At 50.9% G+C, this 16,775-nt stretch carries 15 protein-coding genes; 2 read left to right on the plus strand and 13 right to left on the minus strand.

Annotated features, from left to right (window positions below; all coding sequences use genetic code 11):
* Nucleotides 1-373: 373 nt before the first annotated feature.
* The 3 genes from QN379_RS10020 to QN379_RS10030 all read right to left on the minus strand — a co-directional run bounded on the left by QN379_RS10020 (nucleotide 374) and on the right by QN379_RS10030 (nucleotide 2,801).
* On the minus strand, nucleotides 374-694 hold the full coding sequence (locus QN379_RS10020; protein WP_322234350.1) for an antibiotic biosynthesis monooxygenase: 321 nt from the start codon (nucleotides 692-694) through the stop codon (nucleotides 374-376).
* A gap of 68 nt (nucleotides 695-762) precedes the next feature.
* Nucleotides 763-1,827, minus strand: a complete 1,065-nt coding sequence (locus QN379_RS10025; protein WP_322234348.1) for an MBL fold metallo-hydrolase — start codon at nucleotides 1,825-1,827, stop codon at nucleotides 763-765.
* A gap of 299 nt (nucleotides 1,828-2,126) precedes the next feature.
* Nucleotides 2,127-2,801, minus strand: a complete 675-nt coding sequence (locus tag QN379_RS10030) for an ABC transporter ATP-binding protein (RefSeq protein ID WP_323506583.1) — start codon at nucleotides 2,799-2,801, stop codon at nucleotides 2,127-2,129.
* Between the two features lie 503 nt (nucleotides 2,802-3,304).
* Here QN379_RS10030 and QN379_RS10035 point away from each other — a divergent pair.
* Nucleotides 3,305-3,640, plus strand: coding sequence for a hypothetical protein (locus tag QN379_RS10035; RefSeq protein ID WP_322234343.1), 336 nt, complete (start codon nucleotides 3,305-3,307; stop codon nucleotides 3,638-3,640).
* A 685-nt stretch (nucleotides 3,641-4,325) separates the two neighbouring features.
* Here the strand turns inward: QN379_RS10035 and QN379_RS10040 are convergent.
* From QN379_RS10040 to araD1, 9 genes are all read right to left on the minus strand, one after another.
* Nucleotides 4,326-5,048 (minus strand): LuxR family transcriptional regulator, encoded by a 723-nt coding sequence (locus QN379_RS10040; RefSeq protein WP_322234341.1) that lies wholly within the window; start codon nucleotides 5,046-5,048, stop codon nucleotides 4,326-4,328.
* An 808-nt stretch (nucleotides 5,049-5,856) separates the two neighbouring features.
* On the minus strand, nucleotides 5,857-7,452 hold the full coding sequence (locus QN379_RS10045) for an aldehyde dehydrogenase (NADP(+)) (protein WP_322234339.1): 1,596 nt from the start codon (nucleotides 7,450-7,452) through the stop codon (nucleotides 5,857-5,859).
* A gap of 70 nt (nucleotides 7,453-7,522) precedes the next feature.
* Nucleotides 7,523-8,455: a dihydrodipicolinate synthase family protein gene (locus tag QN379_RS10050; protein WP_323506584.1), complete on the minus strand. Its 933-nt coding sequence runs from the start codon at nucleotides 8,453-8,455 to the stop codon at nucleotides 7,523-7,525.
* Nucleotides 8,456-8,523: 68 nt separating this feature from the next.
* Nucleotides 8,524-10,134, minus strand: a complete 1,611-nt coding sequence (locus QN379_RS10055; RefSeq protein ID WP_323506585.1) for an altronate dehydratase family protein — start codon at nucleotides 10,132-10,134, stop codon at nucleotides 8,524-8,526.
* 17 nt (nucleotides 10,135-10,151) lie between these two features.
* Nucleotides 10,152-10,949 (minus strand): transporter substrate-binding domain-containing protein, encoded by a 798-nt coding sequence (locus tag QN379_RS10060; RefSeq protein ID WP_323506586.1) that lies wholly within the window; start codon nucleotides 10,947-10,949, stop codon nucleotides 10,152-10,154.
* 37 nt (nucleotides 10,950-10,986) lie between these two features.
* Nucleotides 10,987-11,715 carry an amino acid ABC transporter ATP-binding protein gene (locus tag QN379_RS10065; protein ID WP_323506587.1) on the minus strand — a complete coding sequence of 243 codons (729 nt, stop codon included), beginning with the start codon at nucleotides 11,713-11,715 and terminating at the stop codon, nucleotides 10,987-10,989.
* 15 nt (nucleotides 11,716-11,730) lie between these two features.
* Nucleotides 11,731-12,375 carry an amino acid ABC transporter permease gene (locus tag QN379_RS10070; RefSeq protein WP_322234327.1) on the minus strand — a complete coding sequence of 215 codons (645 nt, stop codon included), beginning with the start codon at nucleotides 12,373-12,375 and terminating at the stop codon, nucleotides 11,731-11,733.
* Nucleotides 12,376-12,399: 24 nt separating this feature from the next.
* On the minus strand, nucleotides 12,400-13,083 hold the full coding sequence (locus tag QN379_RS10075; RefSeq protein WP_322234324.1) for an amino acid ABC transporter permease: 684 nt from the start codon (nucleotides 13,081-13,083) through the stop codon (nucleotides 12,400-12,402).
* A gap of 99 nt (nucleotides 13,084-13,182) precedes the next feature.
* Entirely contained in the window at nucleotides 13,183-14,184 is a 1,002-nt protein-coding gene (araD1, locus tag QN379_RS10080) for an AraD1 family protein (protein WP_323506588.1), read from the minus strand.
* A gap of 111 nt (nucleotides 14,185-14,295) precedes the next feature.
* On the opposite strand from araD1, the gene QN379_RS10085 reads away from it, so the two are divergent.
* Nucleotides 14,296-15,228, plus strand: a complete 933-nt coding sequence (locus QN379_RS10085) for a LysR family transcriptional regulator (RefSeq protein ID WP_322234320.1) — start codon at nucleotides 14,296-14,298, stop codon at nucleotides 15,226-15,228.
* Nucleotides 15,229-15,355: 127 nt separating this feature from the next.
* On the opposite strand, the gene QN379_RS10090 is transcribed toward QN379_RS10085, so the two are convergent.
* Entirely contained in the window at nucleotides 15,356-16,582 is a 1,227-nt protein-coding gene (locus QN379_RS10090; RefSeq protein WP_323506589.1) for an anthrax toxin-like adenylyl cyclase domain-containing protein, read from the minus strand.
* Nucleotides 16,583-16,775: the final 193 nt, after the last annotated feature.

Below are 16,775 nucleotides of genomic sequence, written 5' to 3' on the forward strand. Positions count from 1 at the left end.
CGATCAAATAAGTACGCTACTTGGGATCGATAAAAATCCACGCAACGGAGATGGGCGACAAGCCTTTGGGTGCGCGGGCGGGATATCAGGTGATAATGGGGAGTGTGTGAAATGGGTTGAGTCAGTAAGCTAAACGAGTAGGCAAAATGAGGTGGACAGGAGAGCAACGCGTGAATCATGCGTCGCGGTAAGCCTCTACCGACCTGCCCGATACAAACGAGATCAAGCAATACGGCAATCATTTCCCAATGGAAATTTTCCCGTATTCTCTCATAATCGACGCATCAAATCCACGCTAGCGTAATGAAAATAAGAATTGAGCCTATAAGTGTGCCGACGTTAAGTTTCCATAAAATGATACTTTTTTAACGAATCAATCAGATTCGAAACCATAGTCGCGCTCGACTTTGGCAATCCTCGTTTTATAGTGTGAGTACCAATCAGAGCGTCCAGACGCTTGCGCAACCAGATGATCGGCGTTGGCTTTCCAGGCGCGTATTGCTTCTAGCGAGGCCCAGTATGAAACAGTAATGCCGAGCGTTTCCCGTGCAGATTCGATCCCAAGAAAGCCCGGTTGTTGCTGAGCCAACAAAACCATCCGATCCGACATGGCGTCGTAGCCTTCATCGTTGGCGGTTTTCAAGCTGGTAAAAATCACAGCGTAATAAGGCGGAGCAGGCGTCGCGGCGATCATCTTAATCCCGTAAAGATAAATGGGGGCTGTGCTTTAGACTTTAGACATCAGGCAAAGCGCCGGTTGCATCAATGCGTCTGAAAGCGATAAATATTGTCTGCATCCATGCGCCGCACAAGGACGTCGTCAAACCATAATTTATGTAAATGTGCCAGCGCCTCGCCGAGCGCAAAAGTCATTTGATGCGCGTCCAGAGCACGGGGAAACATGATCGGTACGATATCGCTGGCAGACTGCGGTGTGGCGCAAGCTTCAACTACTTCAGCCAGTCGGTCGCGATGATGGTCCTTCAGTTGATCGATACGCGTCTGTAAGCCACGGAACGGCTTGCCGTGCGAAGGCAGCACCAAGGTGGTTGTGGGTAGATTGCGATATTTTTCGAGCGAATCCAGATACTGCTGGACCGGATTAGACTCCGGTTCGATCGCAATCACCGACACATTGGTCGAGATGCGCGGCAGCACCATGTCTCCGGCAATCAGTAAATCGAGATCAGGACAATGCAGCGCCACATGCTCGGGGGCGTGACCGAAACCCGTAATCACGCGCCATTCATGCGTGCCGATACGAAACTTCTGCTGATCATGCAGTCGGTGATAGGCGTGCGGCACCGTGGGAACCATGTCCGGATAATAGGATTTGCGTTGCGCTACCTTCGCAATGACTTCAGGATCGCGCATGCCATGCATCTCAAAATGCGGCAACATCGAACTGCCATCGAAACCCGGCAATCCTGCCGACATCATTCGGGCCGACAAATATTCGCCAGCACTCATCCATAGCGGCGCTTGCCAGCGCTGACAAAGCCAGTCTGCAGAACCAACATGATCAGGGTGACAATGGGTGACCAGCACGCGCAACACCGGCAAACCATTTAATTGCGTAGCAAAAATATTCTCCCATGCACTCCGCGTGGCATCGTTTGAAATCCCGCAATCGACGATGGTCCACCCTTTTTGTACACCATGTGCGGTTTCTAACCTATCTTCCAGCAGCCATAAATTGATATGGTTCAGCGCAAACGGCAATGCCATGCGCAACCAACGTACGCCGGGCGCAACTTCAAGCGTAACGCCAACCTCCGGCAAAATATCCGAAAATGCGTAGTCGAGCTGAGCTTCGAGGGGATTCATTAAAACATCCTTGTAGAGTGAACGGCCAGATCAGCAGCGTCGATGCGCGTGATCGGAGTGTGAGACGGAAAGTGAAGAGCACTAACCAGACTTGCGAAAGGTAATGCTCGTCTCTTCATTGGGAGGTTAGTTTCTTTGATTTTGCCACGGAAGACGACATAACGTCGGCAGTGCACTATTTTGGGACTACGTTGCCGTTTTCATGCGAGCTGCATGGCAAGCTCGGGTAACCGTATATTTGCCCTAGCGCCACCATAAGATCAGTTAAAGTTGATCGCCGGTCACTGCATAAAGCCCAGCTATTCCCCCAAATCGATGATCGCGGCCAGCGGCGCAGTGCACGGCGCCTCGTAATGCGACAGTACCCACGCACGCGAAGAATGATTCGCCACTCCGTCCAGGAACCGCATCACAAAGCCAATGGAACCCTTATCAAGTGCAGCAAAAGGATCGTCCAGCAATGTTACCGCTGCGCCAGCGGCGAAAGCGGCCGCCAGCCAGACTTTGCGCTTTGACCCAGTGGAAAGCATGTAAAGATTCTTCTCCAGATGCGGCGCCAGCGACAAACCGTCTATCAAATCGGCCAACAAGACCTGATCGAATCCGGGATACAAAGCGTGCAAAGAGGCGAAATACGCAACCGGCGTCATCTGATCAAAAGCATCTGATCGCATATCGATCCAAAACACCTGCCGTCGATAGGCGGCAGGCTGGTCGACCAGCTTCACGCCGTTAATCTCCAGATCACCTTTAGCGGCTGGCAGTTCACCCGCCAACAGACGTAGCAGCGTTGTCTTACCGCTACCTTCGCCACCGCGCACCAGTGTCACTCCCGGTGGGATACGCGTAGACCAATCAGTGAATACGGCGCCTTGCGCGTAATGGAAGCACAGCCCGTTGACTTGCAAGACTGGCGATGGGGGAATGGCAGCGTGTTCGATGGGAGAGCCCACTTTCAGTTTGAGATCGTGCATGCATTGTAGAAATACGCTGCGAGGTTTGTCAAACCAACGCGTGACTTTTAGTGATGATTTTTTGCGATCAGGCGTATTGGGAGCGGGGTTCGTGATGGATGCGCCATTTCTTCGTTGATTGTGAGCAAGTGACGAAGAAATGGAATCGGTAATCTACTTCACAAAAAGCATCATGATGCCCTATACTCTTTTTGTCTCTGAGAAAAAGGAGGCCGAGTTTAGTAGCTCGATTACGTTTGGCACACAGGCCGCGCAATGCGGTCTTTCTTGTGTGTCTGCCATTGTTGTTCCTTCTATGGGCGACATTGGTAGGGAGGCTTCGGCCTGCCGGCAGCCAAACGTACCGGTCTACTAACCTTGCCATTTGTCGCCCACCCCATTTCAAATTGGGATGCGGTGTAACCGTAAAAGGAATCAACAATGCTTAGAACCATCACGTCTACCGCATCTTCTTTACCATTCTTTAAGCGCCTAGCTGTCCAAGTCAACACGGGAGTGCAATCATGAGCCAGCCGAGCATGACACCGCCACCGCCGCCAGAGCCAGAAGCATTCCATCAGCCATTTTCATGGCTTCCTTTGCATCATCAGACTAATCAATGCGCGCAATTTTATGCGCTGACGGTGGATGTCTGCGAAGGGATAAAAACATGTCTTGATTTGGTCCATGTAAGCAATGCGGACCGCGGCACCGATGTCAAGCCGACGCTGGATATCATTGCCACGGAGCGCTTGTTGCGCCTTGCATTGACGTCCGCTCAGATGCTGGCGAATTTCGCCGCGCATCGTATTGATCAACTTGATCGCCACGTCAGGCTTGGGCCATTAGTGACGGCTTAATGACAGATTAATGTCAGATACATTGATACTGCGGTCGGAGTGCGGCAAAGGTCCGTTCACAGACGCGGACGCTTTGGACGCACTCGTGATCGAATGCAGGCCGAGCGCGATCAAAATCGTCTAGACCATTTCGACTTCCTTATTCAATTGCGGAGATTCCATCATCTGACCATCCGAGGGTGAATGTGCAGTTGCGACGCAATAAGTCTTTAATGAAGTGCATCAGAGGCACTGTATCCCGATAACCTATCAGAATTGATAGTTACTTCCCTTCGCATTTTGTATAACTATTGAGGTTGTAAAACGTTAAGAGTGTTAACGAGCTTTCTAAAAAAATCCTCGACCAGAAAAACAAAGGAAAGTGATGATTCAACGCTACGTATGGATAGGGCTATGTATCGGGTTAGCCATCTTATTTTTGGTGTGTGCTATGTGGTATTCGGATCAAATTGCTAAGATTTTATTAAAATACAAGACTATAAAACCACGTCCGATTTCTGACACTGCCACACCGATATGTTGCAACCACAATTGCAATGAAGGTCGTAATTGCCCATTGAAGATTCAGGGTTTGATGGTGCTAACGGAAAAAGCAGAGTTGGTTCTACGATCAACTTCTTCCAAAGAGACGGCGCACTCTCACGCTTAAGGTGGCAATTCGGTAGCAATAACGGTAGCAATAAATTCACGCAGGGATAATTAATTTTTCTTTAATCGCTTTAATGACCGCCTGCTGTCGCGTCTGGACATTGAATTTCTTTTTCATATTCGCCACGTGAAAATTGATCGTCGCTTCCGAGCAATGAAGAATCTGAGAAATTTCCCACGATGATTTGCCTGACATTACCCATTTGATGCACTCGAGTTCACGCACTGTCAGTTTTGTTGGCGCTTCAATGGAAGGTGATACTGTCAGAAATTTTTGCGATGATTCCAATACATAATCGCGAATCAACGATAGTTCTCCCAGCACCAGCGGTCGTCCGCTATAGGCTTCGTGGTTCACGTTATCTGCGACAAAACTCAGCGTCCCACACTCTCCTTGCGGCCCATGTACCGGATAGCTGATGCCAAAGCGCAAGTTATACTCGCAAGCCCGTTCATATAGCTCTTTCTGTAGCCGACCTTTAAAAGTATTCGGCGTCCACATAATCGGCAACGCGCTAACAGTGCAATGCGCAAAGACTGGATCAATCCGATGAAGCGCTGATTGTTCGTAAGTTGCCAGCCAATCTTGATGGTAGTTGCTCTGAAGAAAAGAAAGCACATCAGGCTTTTTTTTCCCGGGTAGAACGCCGTAAAGGACTTGCTCAAATCCACTGTTTTTTGCAGTCTTGAACAACGATGCGCTCCATTCCTGTTCTGTTTTGCAGTCAAACAGGTTCAACAATTGCTCTAAAAGAACCATAGGAAGTTTGTCATTAGGAGGACCCCTTTATGTACACCAGAAACAATCGTATACCGAGTGACAACAGCTATTTTGGTCGTTGCGATCCTGGCAACGGTTACGTTCTACCGGGGTAACCAGTAAGGCGATGCGACTGCAATTACTATCATCATTACAGACAAAATCACTAATCAAAGCGCGTGTTGCTGCAGCTATGGTGCCGAATGGGTAGAACACCATTACTTCTTTAATATTGACTATTGATCAATAAGACTAAACTCGCTCCTATTTCTTAAATTTGATTATTTTTGGAATATACGACTACTTATCAAACATTTAACAGATGTTTTTTTGTTAATGCATAGACATTTATGCAATATTTTTTATAAGTCATTCCAGAAAAATTAATATTTCATTAGTAATAACGACCAACATGAGGTTTCCTTAAGCCCTTTGCGAAAAATTTCTGAAAAGCATGTGGAGGATTTTTGGATAAGAGGAGGATAGATGTGGCGGACTGTTGCTATCGATTAATCTGGAAATGACACGGGGATTGAGTGACTGCCAATTGAGCGGCCAATGTAAGTATCGTAGAGACGTGGTGCAATTGCTGGATTGATTGCATGGTCAGCAGCGTATCGCAGACTGGAAACTTGCCAACCTTACTTCGCTTGACTGAGTATGGAATTTTTTCTTGTGCGCTTTTTAAATTTTTTCGGCCAAATCGATACGTAAAAAGCCGATGCACACACGGTTGAGCGATACACCCCGAAAAGAATGTTTCGGGGGCGTATGTTCACGATAACGGTCTTTTAAATCTACAACGTCATCACGTTACGACATTGGCATTATTAAATCGCAACTGGCCATCGACGCGGCGTAGTAAGCCAAGCGGGTTGTCTGTCTTAAGCGCGTCGGGCAGCAGTGACTCAGGCATGTCTTGATAGCTTACCGGCCGCAGAAACCGGAAAATAGCCTGACTACCGACGGATGTAGACTTGCCGTCGGCAGTTGACGGGTAGGGACCGCCATGGACCATGGCGTGACCAACTTCTACGCCGGTCCCGAATCCGTTCACCAGGATGCGACCTACACGACGTTCCAGCGCAGGCAAGAATCCACGGAATTCGGCATGATCTGCCTCTTCGATATGAATTGAGGCTGTCAATTGACCTTCGAGGCTTTCTACAATTGCCAGCATCGTCGCCAGATCCGGACAGCGAACAATCAGCGACGATGCACCGAATATCTCTTGCTGCAATGCGGCATGTTTTTGGAAGGCTTCCGCTGTAGTAGAAAACAACGCCGCCTGTCCTTGATACTGTGTGCCGCCTTTGCCGCGCGCCTCGGTGCGAACGTCAGGGTGATCGCCAATCGCTGTGACACCCATGTCGTAGGCTTGATGTATACCCGGCGTCAGCATGGTCGATGCCGATTGTTCATTCAGCGCAGTTTTCGCCGCGTCTATAAATGTGTTCAGAGTCGGACCATCGATGGCCAGGATAAGACCGGGGTTGGTACAGAACTGTCCGGCGCCAAGTACCAGCGAGCTGACAAATTCCTTGCCGATTGATGCTGCGCGATTGGACAGCGCATGCGGAAACAGTAGCACTGGATTGATGCTGCTCATTTCGGCATACACCGGAATCGGCTCTTGTCTGGCTGCGGCAAGTTGCATCAAAGCGGTGCCACCAGCACGTGATCCGGTAAAGCCAACTGCCTTGATGCGATGGTCGGATACCAGGCCTTGGCCAATACTGCGTCCGCTGTCGAATAGAAGCGAGAACGTACCTTCCGGCAAATCACAATCACTGACTGCTTTTTGAATCGCCCGACCAACCATCTCGGACGTACCTGGATGTGCCGAGTGGGCCTTGACGATGACCGGGCAACCTGCCGCCAGGGCCGACGCTGTATCGCCACCGGCGACGGAAAAAGCGAGAGGGAAATTGCTGGCACCGAACACGGCGACGGGGCCAACCGGAATGTTCCGAAGGCGCAGGTCTACCCGCGCAAACGGCTTTCTTTCTGGCTGCGCCGGATCGATCCGCGTTTCTAGAAAGTCGCCGTTTCTGACCACGGCGGCGAACATGCGAAGTTGACCGACCGTGCGCCCACGCTCTCCTTCAATGCGACCACGCGGTAAGCCGCTTTCGCTGACACAGCGCTCGATCAGATCGTCGCCGAGTTCCAGAATGTTTTGAGCAATCGTCTCTAAAAAAACCGCTCGCGCTTCAAGCGATGTTTCACGATAACGATCAAATGCCTGCCAGGCCAACGCGCATGCCTGCTCAAGGTTCTCTTGCGTGGCTCCGCCGAAAAGCGGCGCAAGTATGGCGCCGGACGCCGGATTGACGGCATTGATAGTGCCGTTTGTGCCACGTGTAGCGCGGCTGCCAATTAATGACTCACCTAAAATCTGCATATAAGATTCCTTGAAAAATAAGAAGTAGATCTGCTGCTTGCACTGCGATGGTTTGCCGCAAGCGGTTGTATTAATTCGCCCAACGCAAAACTAGCGGGTCGAGGCGGCGCGCGATCTGCATCAGTCCGTCGCGGGTTGCCGGATGGATGGGTTGAAGCGGGTGGCGTAATGCGTCTGATGCGATGATTCCGCCCTCTTTCATGAGGATTTTGCACGTCGCCAGACCACCTTGCCGATTTTCAAAATTAATCAGCGGCAACCATTGTTGATAATAAGCTGCGGCTTGTTCGTAATCACCGGCCTGATAAGCGTCGATGATTTTACGAATCCCGTCCGGGAAGCCCCCGCCGGTCATTGCGCCTGTCGCGCCAGCATCCAGATCAGCCATCAGCGTGATGGCTTCTTCACCATCCCACGGCCCCAGAATGGCGTCGCCGCCAAGTTCAATCAGTTCGCGCAGCTTTGCCGCAGCTTGCGGTACTTCAATTTTGAAGTAAGAAACGTTGGCGATTTCTTTGGCCATTTTTGCCAGAAATGACGCCGACAATGTTGTCCCGCTGGCTGGCGCATCCTGAATCATGATCGGAATATCGATGGCATCGGAGACGACCTTGAAAAAAGCTTCAATGCCACGCTCTGCGACGCGGAATGTGGCGCCATGATAAGGCGGCATAATCATTACCATTGCCGCACCGGCATCCTGCGCACTGCGGCTTCGCTCGGCGCAAATACGTGAGCTGAAGTGGCTGGTCGTCACGATGACCGGCACGCGTCCTGCAACGTGTTCCAGCGCCGTGTTCGTCAAAATGGTGCGCTCGTCATCGCTGAGCACAAACTGTTCTGAAAAATTGGCGAGAATGCAGATCCCATCCGAACCGGCATCGATCATGAAATCGAGGCAGCGGCGCTGTCCGTCCAGATCAAGATTGCCCTGATCGTCGAAAATGGTCGGCGCTACTGGAAATACGCCACGGTATTCAGGCTTGTGATTGTCATTGGTCATGATTTTTTATTCCATTTAAGCTGTGAAGCGATTCGCTGTATGTCAGGTGAGTTCTAAGGGGCTAATCATCACGTGATCGCGCCGATTTGCCATGGTACGAATTCGTTTTGTCCATAACCGTGGACTTCGCTACAGCTGCGTTTGCCGGAGGCAGTGTCGAGCATCAGTTGAAACAACTCCCTGCCTTTTTCTGCGATAGTGGCTTCGCCGGTCAGAATGGTGCCGCAGTTCAAATCCATATCTTCCTGCTGGCGCTTCCAGAGCGCGTTGTTGGTCGCGATTTTGAGTGAAGGGGTGGGTGCGCAACCGTAAGCGGAGCCGCGTCCGGTGGTAAAGCAAATGAGATTTGCGCCGCCAGCGACCTGTCCGGTGGCAGAAATTGGGTCGTAGCCCGGGGTGTCCATAAAAACGAGTCCTCGGGCCTTCACCGGTTGAGCGTATTCGTAGACTTCGACCAGATTGGTATTGCCGCCTTTGGCAATGCCGCCCAATGATTTTTCCAGCACTGTAGTCAGTCCGCCCGCCTTGTTTCCCGCGGATGGATTATTGTTCATCGCTGCATTGTTTCTGGCGCAGTATTCTTCCCACCAGTGAATTCGGCTGACCAGTTTTTCGCCAATCTCGCGACTCACGGCGCGGCGTGTCAACAAATGTTCAGCACCATAGATTTCCGGCGTTTCGGACAGGATTGCGGTCCCACCGTTTTGAACCAGCAGATCCACGGCAGCGCCCAAGGAAGGATTGGCAGAGATACCCGAATAGCCATCCGAGCCGCCGCATTGCAATCCAACAACCAGATGGCTTGCCGGTACCGGCTGCCGGTGAACCCGGTTTGCTTCGGTCAGCATTTGGTTGATGATGTCGACCCCACGCGTGATGGTCTTGGCGGTTCCACCGGTTTCCTGAATATTGAACGTTTTGAGAAAGTCAGCTTCGACCAGACCTTGCGTTTCCATAATTCTGGAGATTTGGTTGGTTTCGCAACCCAGGCCGATGACCAACACGCCAGCAAAATTCGGATGGTTTGCATAGCCGCCCAACGTACGCTGGAGCATGGCCAGGCCTTCGCCTTCCGGATCAACGGCACAACCGGCGCCGTGGGTCAGCGCGACCACGCCATCCACGTTCGGGAATGCGCGCAACGCTTCGGGAAAAATATCTCTGCGAAAACGATCCGCAATCGCTCGCGCCACCGTGGCGGAGCAATTAACGGAAGTTAGTATCCCAATATAGTTGCGTGTGGCAACCCGACCGTCGGCGCGAACGATACCATCAAACGTTGCCGGTATCTCGTTTAACACAGTGGGTTTGGAATCGACGCAGAACGCATAGTCACGAACAAATTCGCCCATGACCAGATTGTGGGTATGTACATGCTCGCCGGGCAAAATCGTGCGGCTGGCAAAGCCGATGATTTGTCCATATCGCTTGACAGCCTGACCTTGCTCAATCCGTCGCACCGCTACTTTATGGCCAGACGGGATCAAGCCGGAGACGCGAATATCTTCGCCGGTCAGGACAGTACCGCCCACTAACTGACTGCGCGCGATGACAACATCGTCATCTGCATGCAGTCGCACTGCATGGGCTTCTGGTGCTTGGGCTGTGGGTGTTGGGGCAGTCGCTACCGCGGCCGTCACTACGACAGAAGGGGCTATCTCTTTTTTGATATCAGGCATGTCAGCATTCGTCCAGTTTAGTTAAGCATGTCGGCAGGAAGCGAGACGCCAAAATATTTCTTATAGATCTCGTTCAGCTTGCCGTTTTTAAGATTGATCTGGACCCATTTATCTAGGTAGGCTTTCAACTCGGCATCGTTTTTGCGGATGCCTATACCGAGCGGGAAAGTCTTCATGATAAATTTCGTTTCGACATCGCGCGACGGATTGGCTTTTTTGACTGCGGGGATCACACTCATCGCTGCCGCGAGGTAGTCTTGCTGACCTGTCGACACCGCAGTATTGGTGGTGGCGTCATCTTCATATCGGACAATATTTACGCCAGAAATTTCCTTCACGCCAAGGGTTAACTCCATGTCGCTGGTCGTCCCGCGGGTGACAGCGACGGTTTTCCCAATCAGGTCGGTATACGTGCCGATTTTTTGTTTGACCGGACCGCCCACTACCACCTGGATGACGCCATACGGATTGGAAAAATCAATGACCTTCTTACGCGCATCGGTGATGGAAAACGAGGCGATGACCAGGTCTGCTTTTTTGGTCAGCAGAAAAGGCACGCGGTTAGGTCCGGAGACCGGGACGACTTCAAGTTCTACGCCGAGATCTTTGGCGAGCAGTTGAGCAGTTTCGATGTCGGAACCGCTTTGCTTAGCTTTGCCATCGAGCATTCCGTAGGGCGGTGCACCGATATCGACGGCGATCAGGATTTTTTTGCGCTGTTGAATATTTTCCAGCGTATTGGCTGTAGAAAATGACGATAAGGTCAACAGGCAAAGCGCCAACAGACTGGCGGATAGAACATTACGTTTCTTCATGGTCTCACTCCTAGTTATCGGTCTCGCGGCCGTTTTATTAAAATCCACTACCCACAAATTGGGTCAGTTCTGCTGTCTTTGGTTGCGTGAGCATGTCGCCGTTTCCACGTTCCCAGACCACACCGTCATGCATGAAAAGAATTTGGTCGGCGACATTACGCGCAAAATGCATTTCATGGGTCACCAGCACCATCGTCATGCCATCCACCGCAAGATTTTCAATCACCTTTAATACCTCGCCGGTGAGTTCTGGATCCAACGCCGATGTCACCTCGTCAAAAAGCATCAGTTTTGGCTTCATGGCAAGCGAACGTGCAATGGCGACACGCTGCTGTTGACCGCCGGATAGTTGCTCCGGATACGCCGCGGCTTTGTCTTCGAGGCCCACTTTGCGCAGAACGTCTTTGGCAATGTCACGCGCGTCGGCGCTATTTAAGCGGTTCACTTTGCGTGGTGCCAATGTGATGTTTTCTTCCACCGTCAGGTGCGGAAACAGGTTATAACTTTGAAACACGATACCGACATCCTTGCGCAGAGTATGCAAGTCGATCTTGCCTTGATGCATATCGCGGCCGCACACTTTGAGCGTGCCGTCGTTGATACTTTCCAGTCCGTTAATGCAGCGCAGCGCGGTACTTTTTCCCGAGCCGCTGCGGCCGATCAGCGCGACGACCTGGCCCTTTTGCACGTCAAAGCTGACGCCTTTTAAAATTTCATTGCTACCAAACGATTTACGCACTTTGTCGAAATGGACGATGCTGTTCATTTGCCTGTCTCCTTTTTAGCTTTTTTTGAATTTCCGCTCAAGCCTGGAGGCGAGGCTGGAAAGCGGATAACACATTGCGAAGTAAATGATGGCGGCAATGGTGAATACTAGAAACGGTTCAAACGTCGAGTTGTTAACGACTCTTGACGAGTAGGTCAGGTCGAAGACGCCGATCACCACTGCGTAAGACGAATTTTTCACAATTTGCACCAGAAACCCGACGGTAGGCGGGATGGCAATCCGCGCGGCTTGGGGCAGAATCACGTAAGCAGCGGTTTGTATCGGTGTGAGCGCGAGGCAGTCGGCTGCTTCCCATTGGGTGCGCGGCACGGCTTGAATGCAGCCCTTCCATATCTCGCCCAGATAGGCGCCAGAATAGGCGGTCAAGGCGAGTCCGGCGGCCACGATGGCAGGTAGATCAAAACCTGCCACGCTGATGCCGAAATAAACAACAAACATAATGACGGGCAGTGGAATGCCCTGCACTACCTGCACCATGAACCCGCTAATCCGGCGCATCCATTTATTGCTGCTGCTGCGCGCTAACGCAATGGGCAAGCCAAGAATCGTGCCGCCGATAAAGCCCATCGCAGACAGGATCAATGTCCAGCCCGCGCCTTTGAAGATGAAGAAAATATGGTCGATCGTTAGTCCGTGCATGTTAGTTTCCTTTGGCGGTTCAGATTAACGCTGCGCATTAAGGCGACGGCGTCGGGGGAATGCAAAGTTGGCCCCTTGTTCCATGATCAACCGTAACAGCCACGACAACGCCAGATAAACAACGGCTAGCACGATATATATTTCGAAGCCCCGAAAAGTCTCGGATTGAATCCGATAGCCAATCGCCGTCAATTCCTCGGCGGAAATCTGGGACATGATCGATGTTGCCAGCATCATCAATACGCACTGGCTGATCAGGGATGGATACATTTTTTCGATGGCTTGCGGAAGAATGACGTGTAAGATAACGCGCCATCGCGGCAGCCCAAGGCACTCGGCGGCCTCAAGTTGACCTTTTGGAATCGACTCAATGCCAGCGCGAATAATTTCTGTGGTGTACGCGACGACATTGACGACCAAAGCAAAAATAGCCGCTGTTAAAGCGGGAACCCGAAACTGTAAAGCAGCCAGCCCGAAGAAAATCCAGAATGCCTGGATCACCAATGGCGTATTTCTGATGATGTCGACATACCAGGCAACCGACCTGGCAGCCCATCGCGGGCCAAATACGCGGATGACCGCAAAGGCCGAGCCGAACATGACGCCCAGGACAATGCTGATGGCGGACATGCGAACGGTGAGCCCGACGCCGTCGAGTATGTCGCGCCAGTTATTGAGCAAGAAACTGAAATCGAACTGGTAGTCCATGGTGTTATCTCCTGTCTGGCGCTGTCCAATAGGCTGGATAGGCAGCACCTTTTTTTATGAGAGCTGTGAAATGAGAGCTTCGAAGTTAAAGTTGATAGGTCAAAGTTGAAGCACGCCGCCTGCACTGACATGTCCACTGCTGCGCTCGAAGGAGTTGCACAACGGCGCGCCGAACGCGGGCAAGCTGATTTCAAAGGTGTCGCCCTCCCGCGTTGCTATGCCATCTGCGAAAGAAATGGTGGCAGAACCGAAGAAGTGGACGTGGACATCGCCCGGCCGCAAGAATTGCGCGTATTTGAAATGGTGATATTCAAGGTTTTCTATGGTGTGAGTCATATTTTTCTCACCCGTTAGAAACTGCTTTTCCCACAATAATTTGCCATCGCGATGTATGCGGCTGACGCCGGAAAGATCGCTCGGTAAAGTACCAATATTGAGTTCGGGGCCAAACGAGCAGTAGCGTAATTTTGAATGTGCGAGGTAAAGGTAATTGCGCCGCTCCATGATGTGATCGGAAAACTCGTTACCAATCGCGAAACCAAGCCGATAAGGCTTGCAGTCGGCACCAATGACATACAGGCCTGTCAGTTCGGGCTCTTCGCCTGCGTCTTCCGCGAACGCGGGAACCGGGATGGCGCGGCCAGGATGAACGAGTATGCCGCCGTCGCCCTTGTAGAACCATTCCGGCTGCACACCGGGCGTTCCCGAGCGCGGTCGCCCGCCTTCCAGGCCCCATCGAAAAACCCGCATCGAGTCAGTCATTGCTTCATGCGGCACCTGATCGTGGTGCATGGCGTCGCGCAGTGAAGCGCTGCCCAGATGGGTCAGCCCAGTGCCGCTGATCAGGCAATGCGCGGGATCTTCGTCATGATCGAGAGGGACTAGAATACGGGATTCCGCGAGAATGGCTTTATAAGAGTCTCCCGGCGTGTGGCCAAGTGCAGCAATTTTTGATTCAAGGCTGACGCCGTCGGAAATGGCATCCAGAGCAAGCTGACGGGTCGCGCGAACGTTGTTGACAATATGTACAAGGTCGGAGCCGGTATTAACGACGCCCACGCGACGATGTCCTTCATTGTCCAGAAATTGGATCAGTCTCATTTTTGTCTCCAGCAGCCGTTTTGTATTTTTTGTTTGTGCAGCGACTATAGGGGACGTCATGCTTGATGTATATTGAATTGTTTCCATCTCGTGATTACTTTTACGACTCACATGAAAAATACCATTGATGTGCTGATGTCCCGGTTGCGCATGAAGCAACTTCACCTGTTGATTGCGCTGGACGACCATAAGTCTCTTCATAAGGCAGCAGGCGTTCTGTCGATGACACAGTCGGCGGCGAGCAAGGTGCTTCACGAGCTCGAATCGATGTTTGAAGCACCGCTGTTCGAACGATCCAAGACCGGCATGATTCCCAATCAGTTCGGGCATTGCATCATTCGATACGCACGGCTAATGGCGACCGACCTGACGTCGTTGTGCCACGATATCGCCGAAATAAGATCCGGTCGAGGTGGGCGGCTTGCAGTCGGTACGATCATGGGGGCCGTGCCGGAAGTGTTGGTGCCAATTCTCAACTGGCTGCATACCAGACAGCCCAATCTTTCCATCGAAGTTGTGGAAGATACAAGCCTACGCATGCTTTCGCTGCTCGACGACGGTCGCCTTGATCTGGTGATAGGTCGCGCCAGTGTCAGCGATCAACCCTCTAAATATCACTATCAACCACTGGGCGATGAGTCGATTTCAGTGGTGGTCGGGTATGCGCACCCACCGTTTGAGGGAGAGTTGACACTGAAGGACTTAAAGGATCATCGATGGCTGGTTTATCCCGGTCATATGCCGCTGCATTCGCTGCTGCAAAGAGAAATGGATCAGGCTGGCATTAGCATGCCGTCGAATCAGATTGCGACCGCATCCACCTTCGTGACAGTGACTATTCTGCAGCGAAGTACAGACCTGGTCGCCTTACTGCCGACGGACGTTGCGAAGTTATTTGTGGCGCATAAGATGGTACGTATTTTGCCATTGAAGCTGCAATCGAAATACCAGACTTTCGGCATTGTCACTAGAAAGGGAGGCACGCTTTCCCCTGCCGCCGACCAGTTTATTCAGCTGCTGCGGGACAGGAATCTGGTGCATTGAGTCGGCTTTAGAAGGTCATTGTGACTGCTGCATAGACGCGGTTAATTTGAATGGTCAATATCAGCGTAATTCGACGGTCGTAATTTGGTCCAAAATTTGGAAAGAACTTGTGTGACCTAATTTTTTATCATGTGTCAAGTGTTGTAAGTGCCTCTTGGTAACTGCTGCGCCGGACCTCGCTAACCTCTTTTTCCCATAATGGATTAAGCGGCATGTGATAGCCACCGTCCTTTGCCTCTTGTACTAATGTCGCTAGCTCTTGACTATTATTAATGATGCTCATCACCTCGAATGGACCGATTTTTATAGGTAGAAAAAAAGTCGCAGGATAATTCGACGAAGGATCCGTAGCAGGGCTGCCAGAATCGGCACTGTGGTGCACCACTTTCTCGCCATCACCGACCAAGGCGTGATTAATGACGGGGATCATGTCGCGTATTCGTTGTGTTGCGTTACCGATATTTTTATCTTCTTTTTCAGAAAATTTATTTTCTGAGCCATAAGCTTCGACCAACTCCGCATTCAAGTTATAAGGACCCACCATTTCTTTGCTGTGCATCCGTTGATAAGCATCGACCTTGTTACGCAACACGATTGGTGCAATATCAGGCACAGGTAGATTATCTTGCGCTCCAACATCGCCAAGATGCGGCCCGATCAAAAATAGATCGTAATCTGCTGTCAATGCCCTAGCTTCCATTGGAGATTGCTGATCAATTTTTGGCGCTAATACTTCAATCGGGGCTCCTTGAAAAGTGATGACATACCTATCCTGATCATTCTGTATCTGGCGTGAAGCTTCACATTGAAAAACGTGATTGCTGGGGGCTTTCGCGCTGAACGTCACTATTCCTTGGGCGTTCTCAAGCGATAAATTGGTAATGACGCCTAGTTTTAATAAGCTATTTAAGCGTTTTGGCGATATTGATAGCGGTATGGCTATGACATCGCCATTTTGGATACTGGATTGTGCGTACTTATTAAATTTCGCAATCTTCTCCTCAGACGCATTTTCCAATTTGCTGTAACGCTGATTCACGCAAATCATCCCTGCCTGCGGTCCCCACGAAGCACTTTTTCCTTTGTCACAAAAACGTTTGGTCGGGTGCCCATTTTCAATTAACTCGGTCGCTAACGGATCTACCGGACGGAAACCTATGATGCAGTTGTAGTCTTGGGCCAGCTTTTGCAACGGCGCTAAATGCGCGGTGACGATGCCGGTTTGACTGCTGACATGGTCTATCACATCCTTAATCGATTTTTCGATACTGTTTTTTTTCGACGCCACCAATAATGCTTTGCTCATGCTGTTGGGCGTGATGGACGATGCATTAAAATCTGGAATACTGTTCATAATTTATTTGTAATAGGTGTTTTAAAATTTGGTAATAACCACACGTCGTCACTTAGCTACGCGCTTGAAAGAGCGCAGCGTGAGCAGGTGTTCTAACTCAAGGCCTAAACCAGCCGCTCTAACTATCGTCGTCGCAGGTTTGATCATGTTTTATGCTATTAGCGAATCAAGCCGCAGACAATAGGACGTGTCT

Origin of the sequence: Glaciimonas sp. Gout2, from assembly GCF_035018905.1 — a bacterium.
Lineage (GTDB): Bacteria > Pseudomonadota > Gammaproteobacteria > Burkholderiales > Burkholderiaceae_D > Glaciimonas.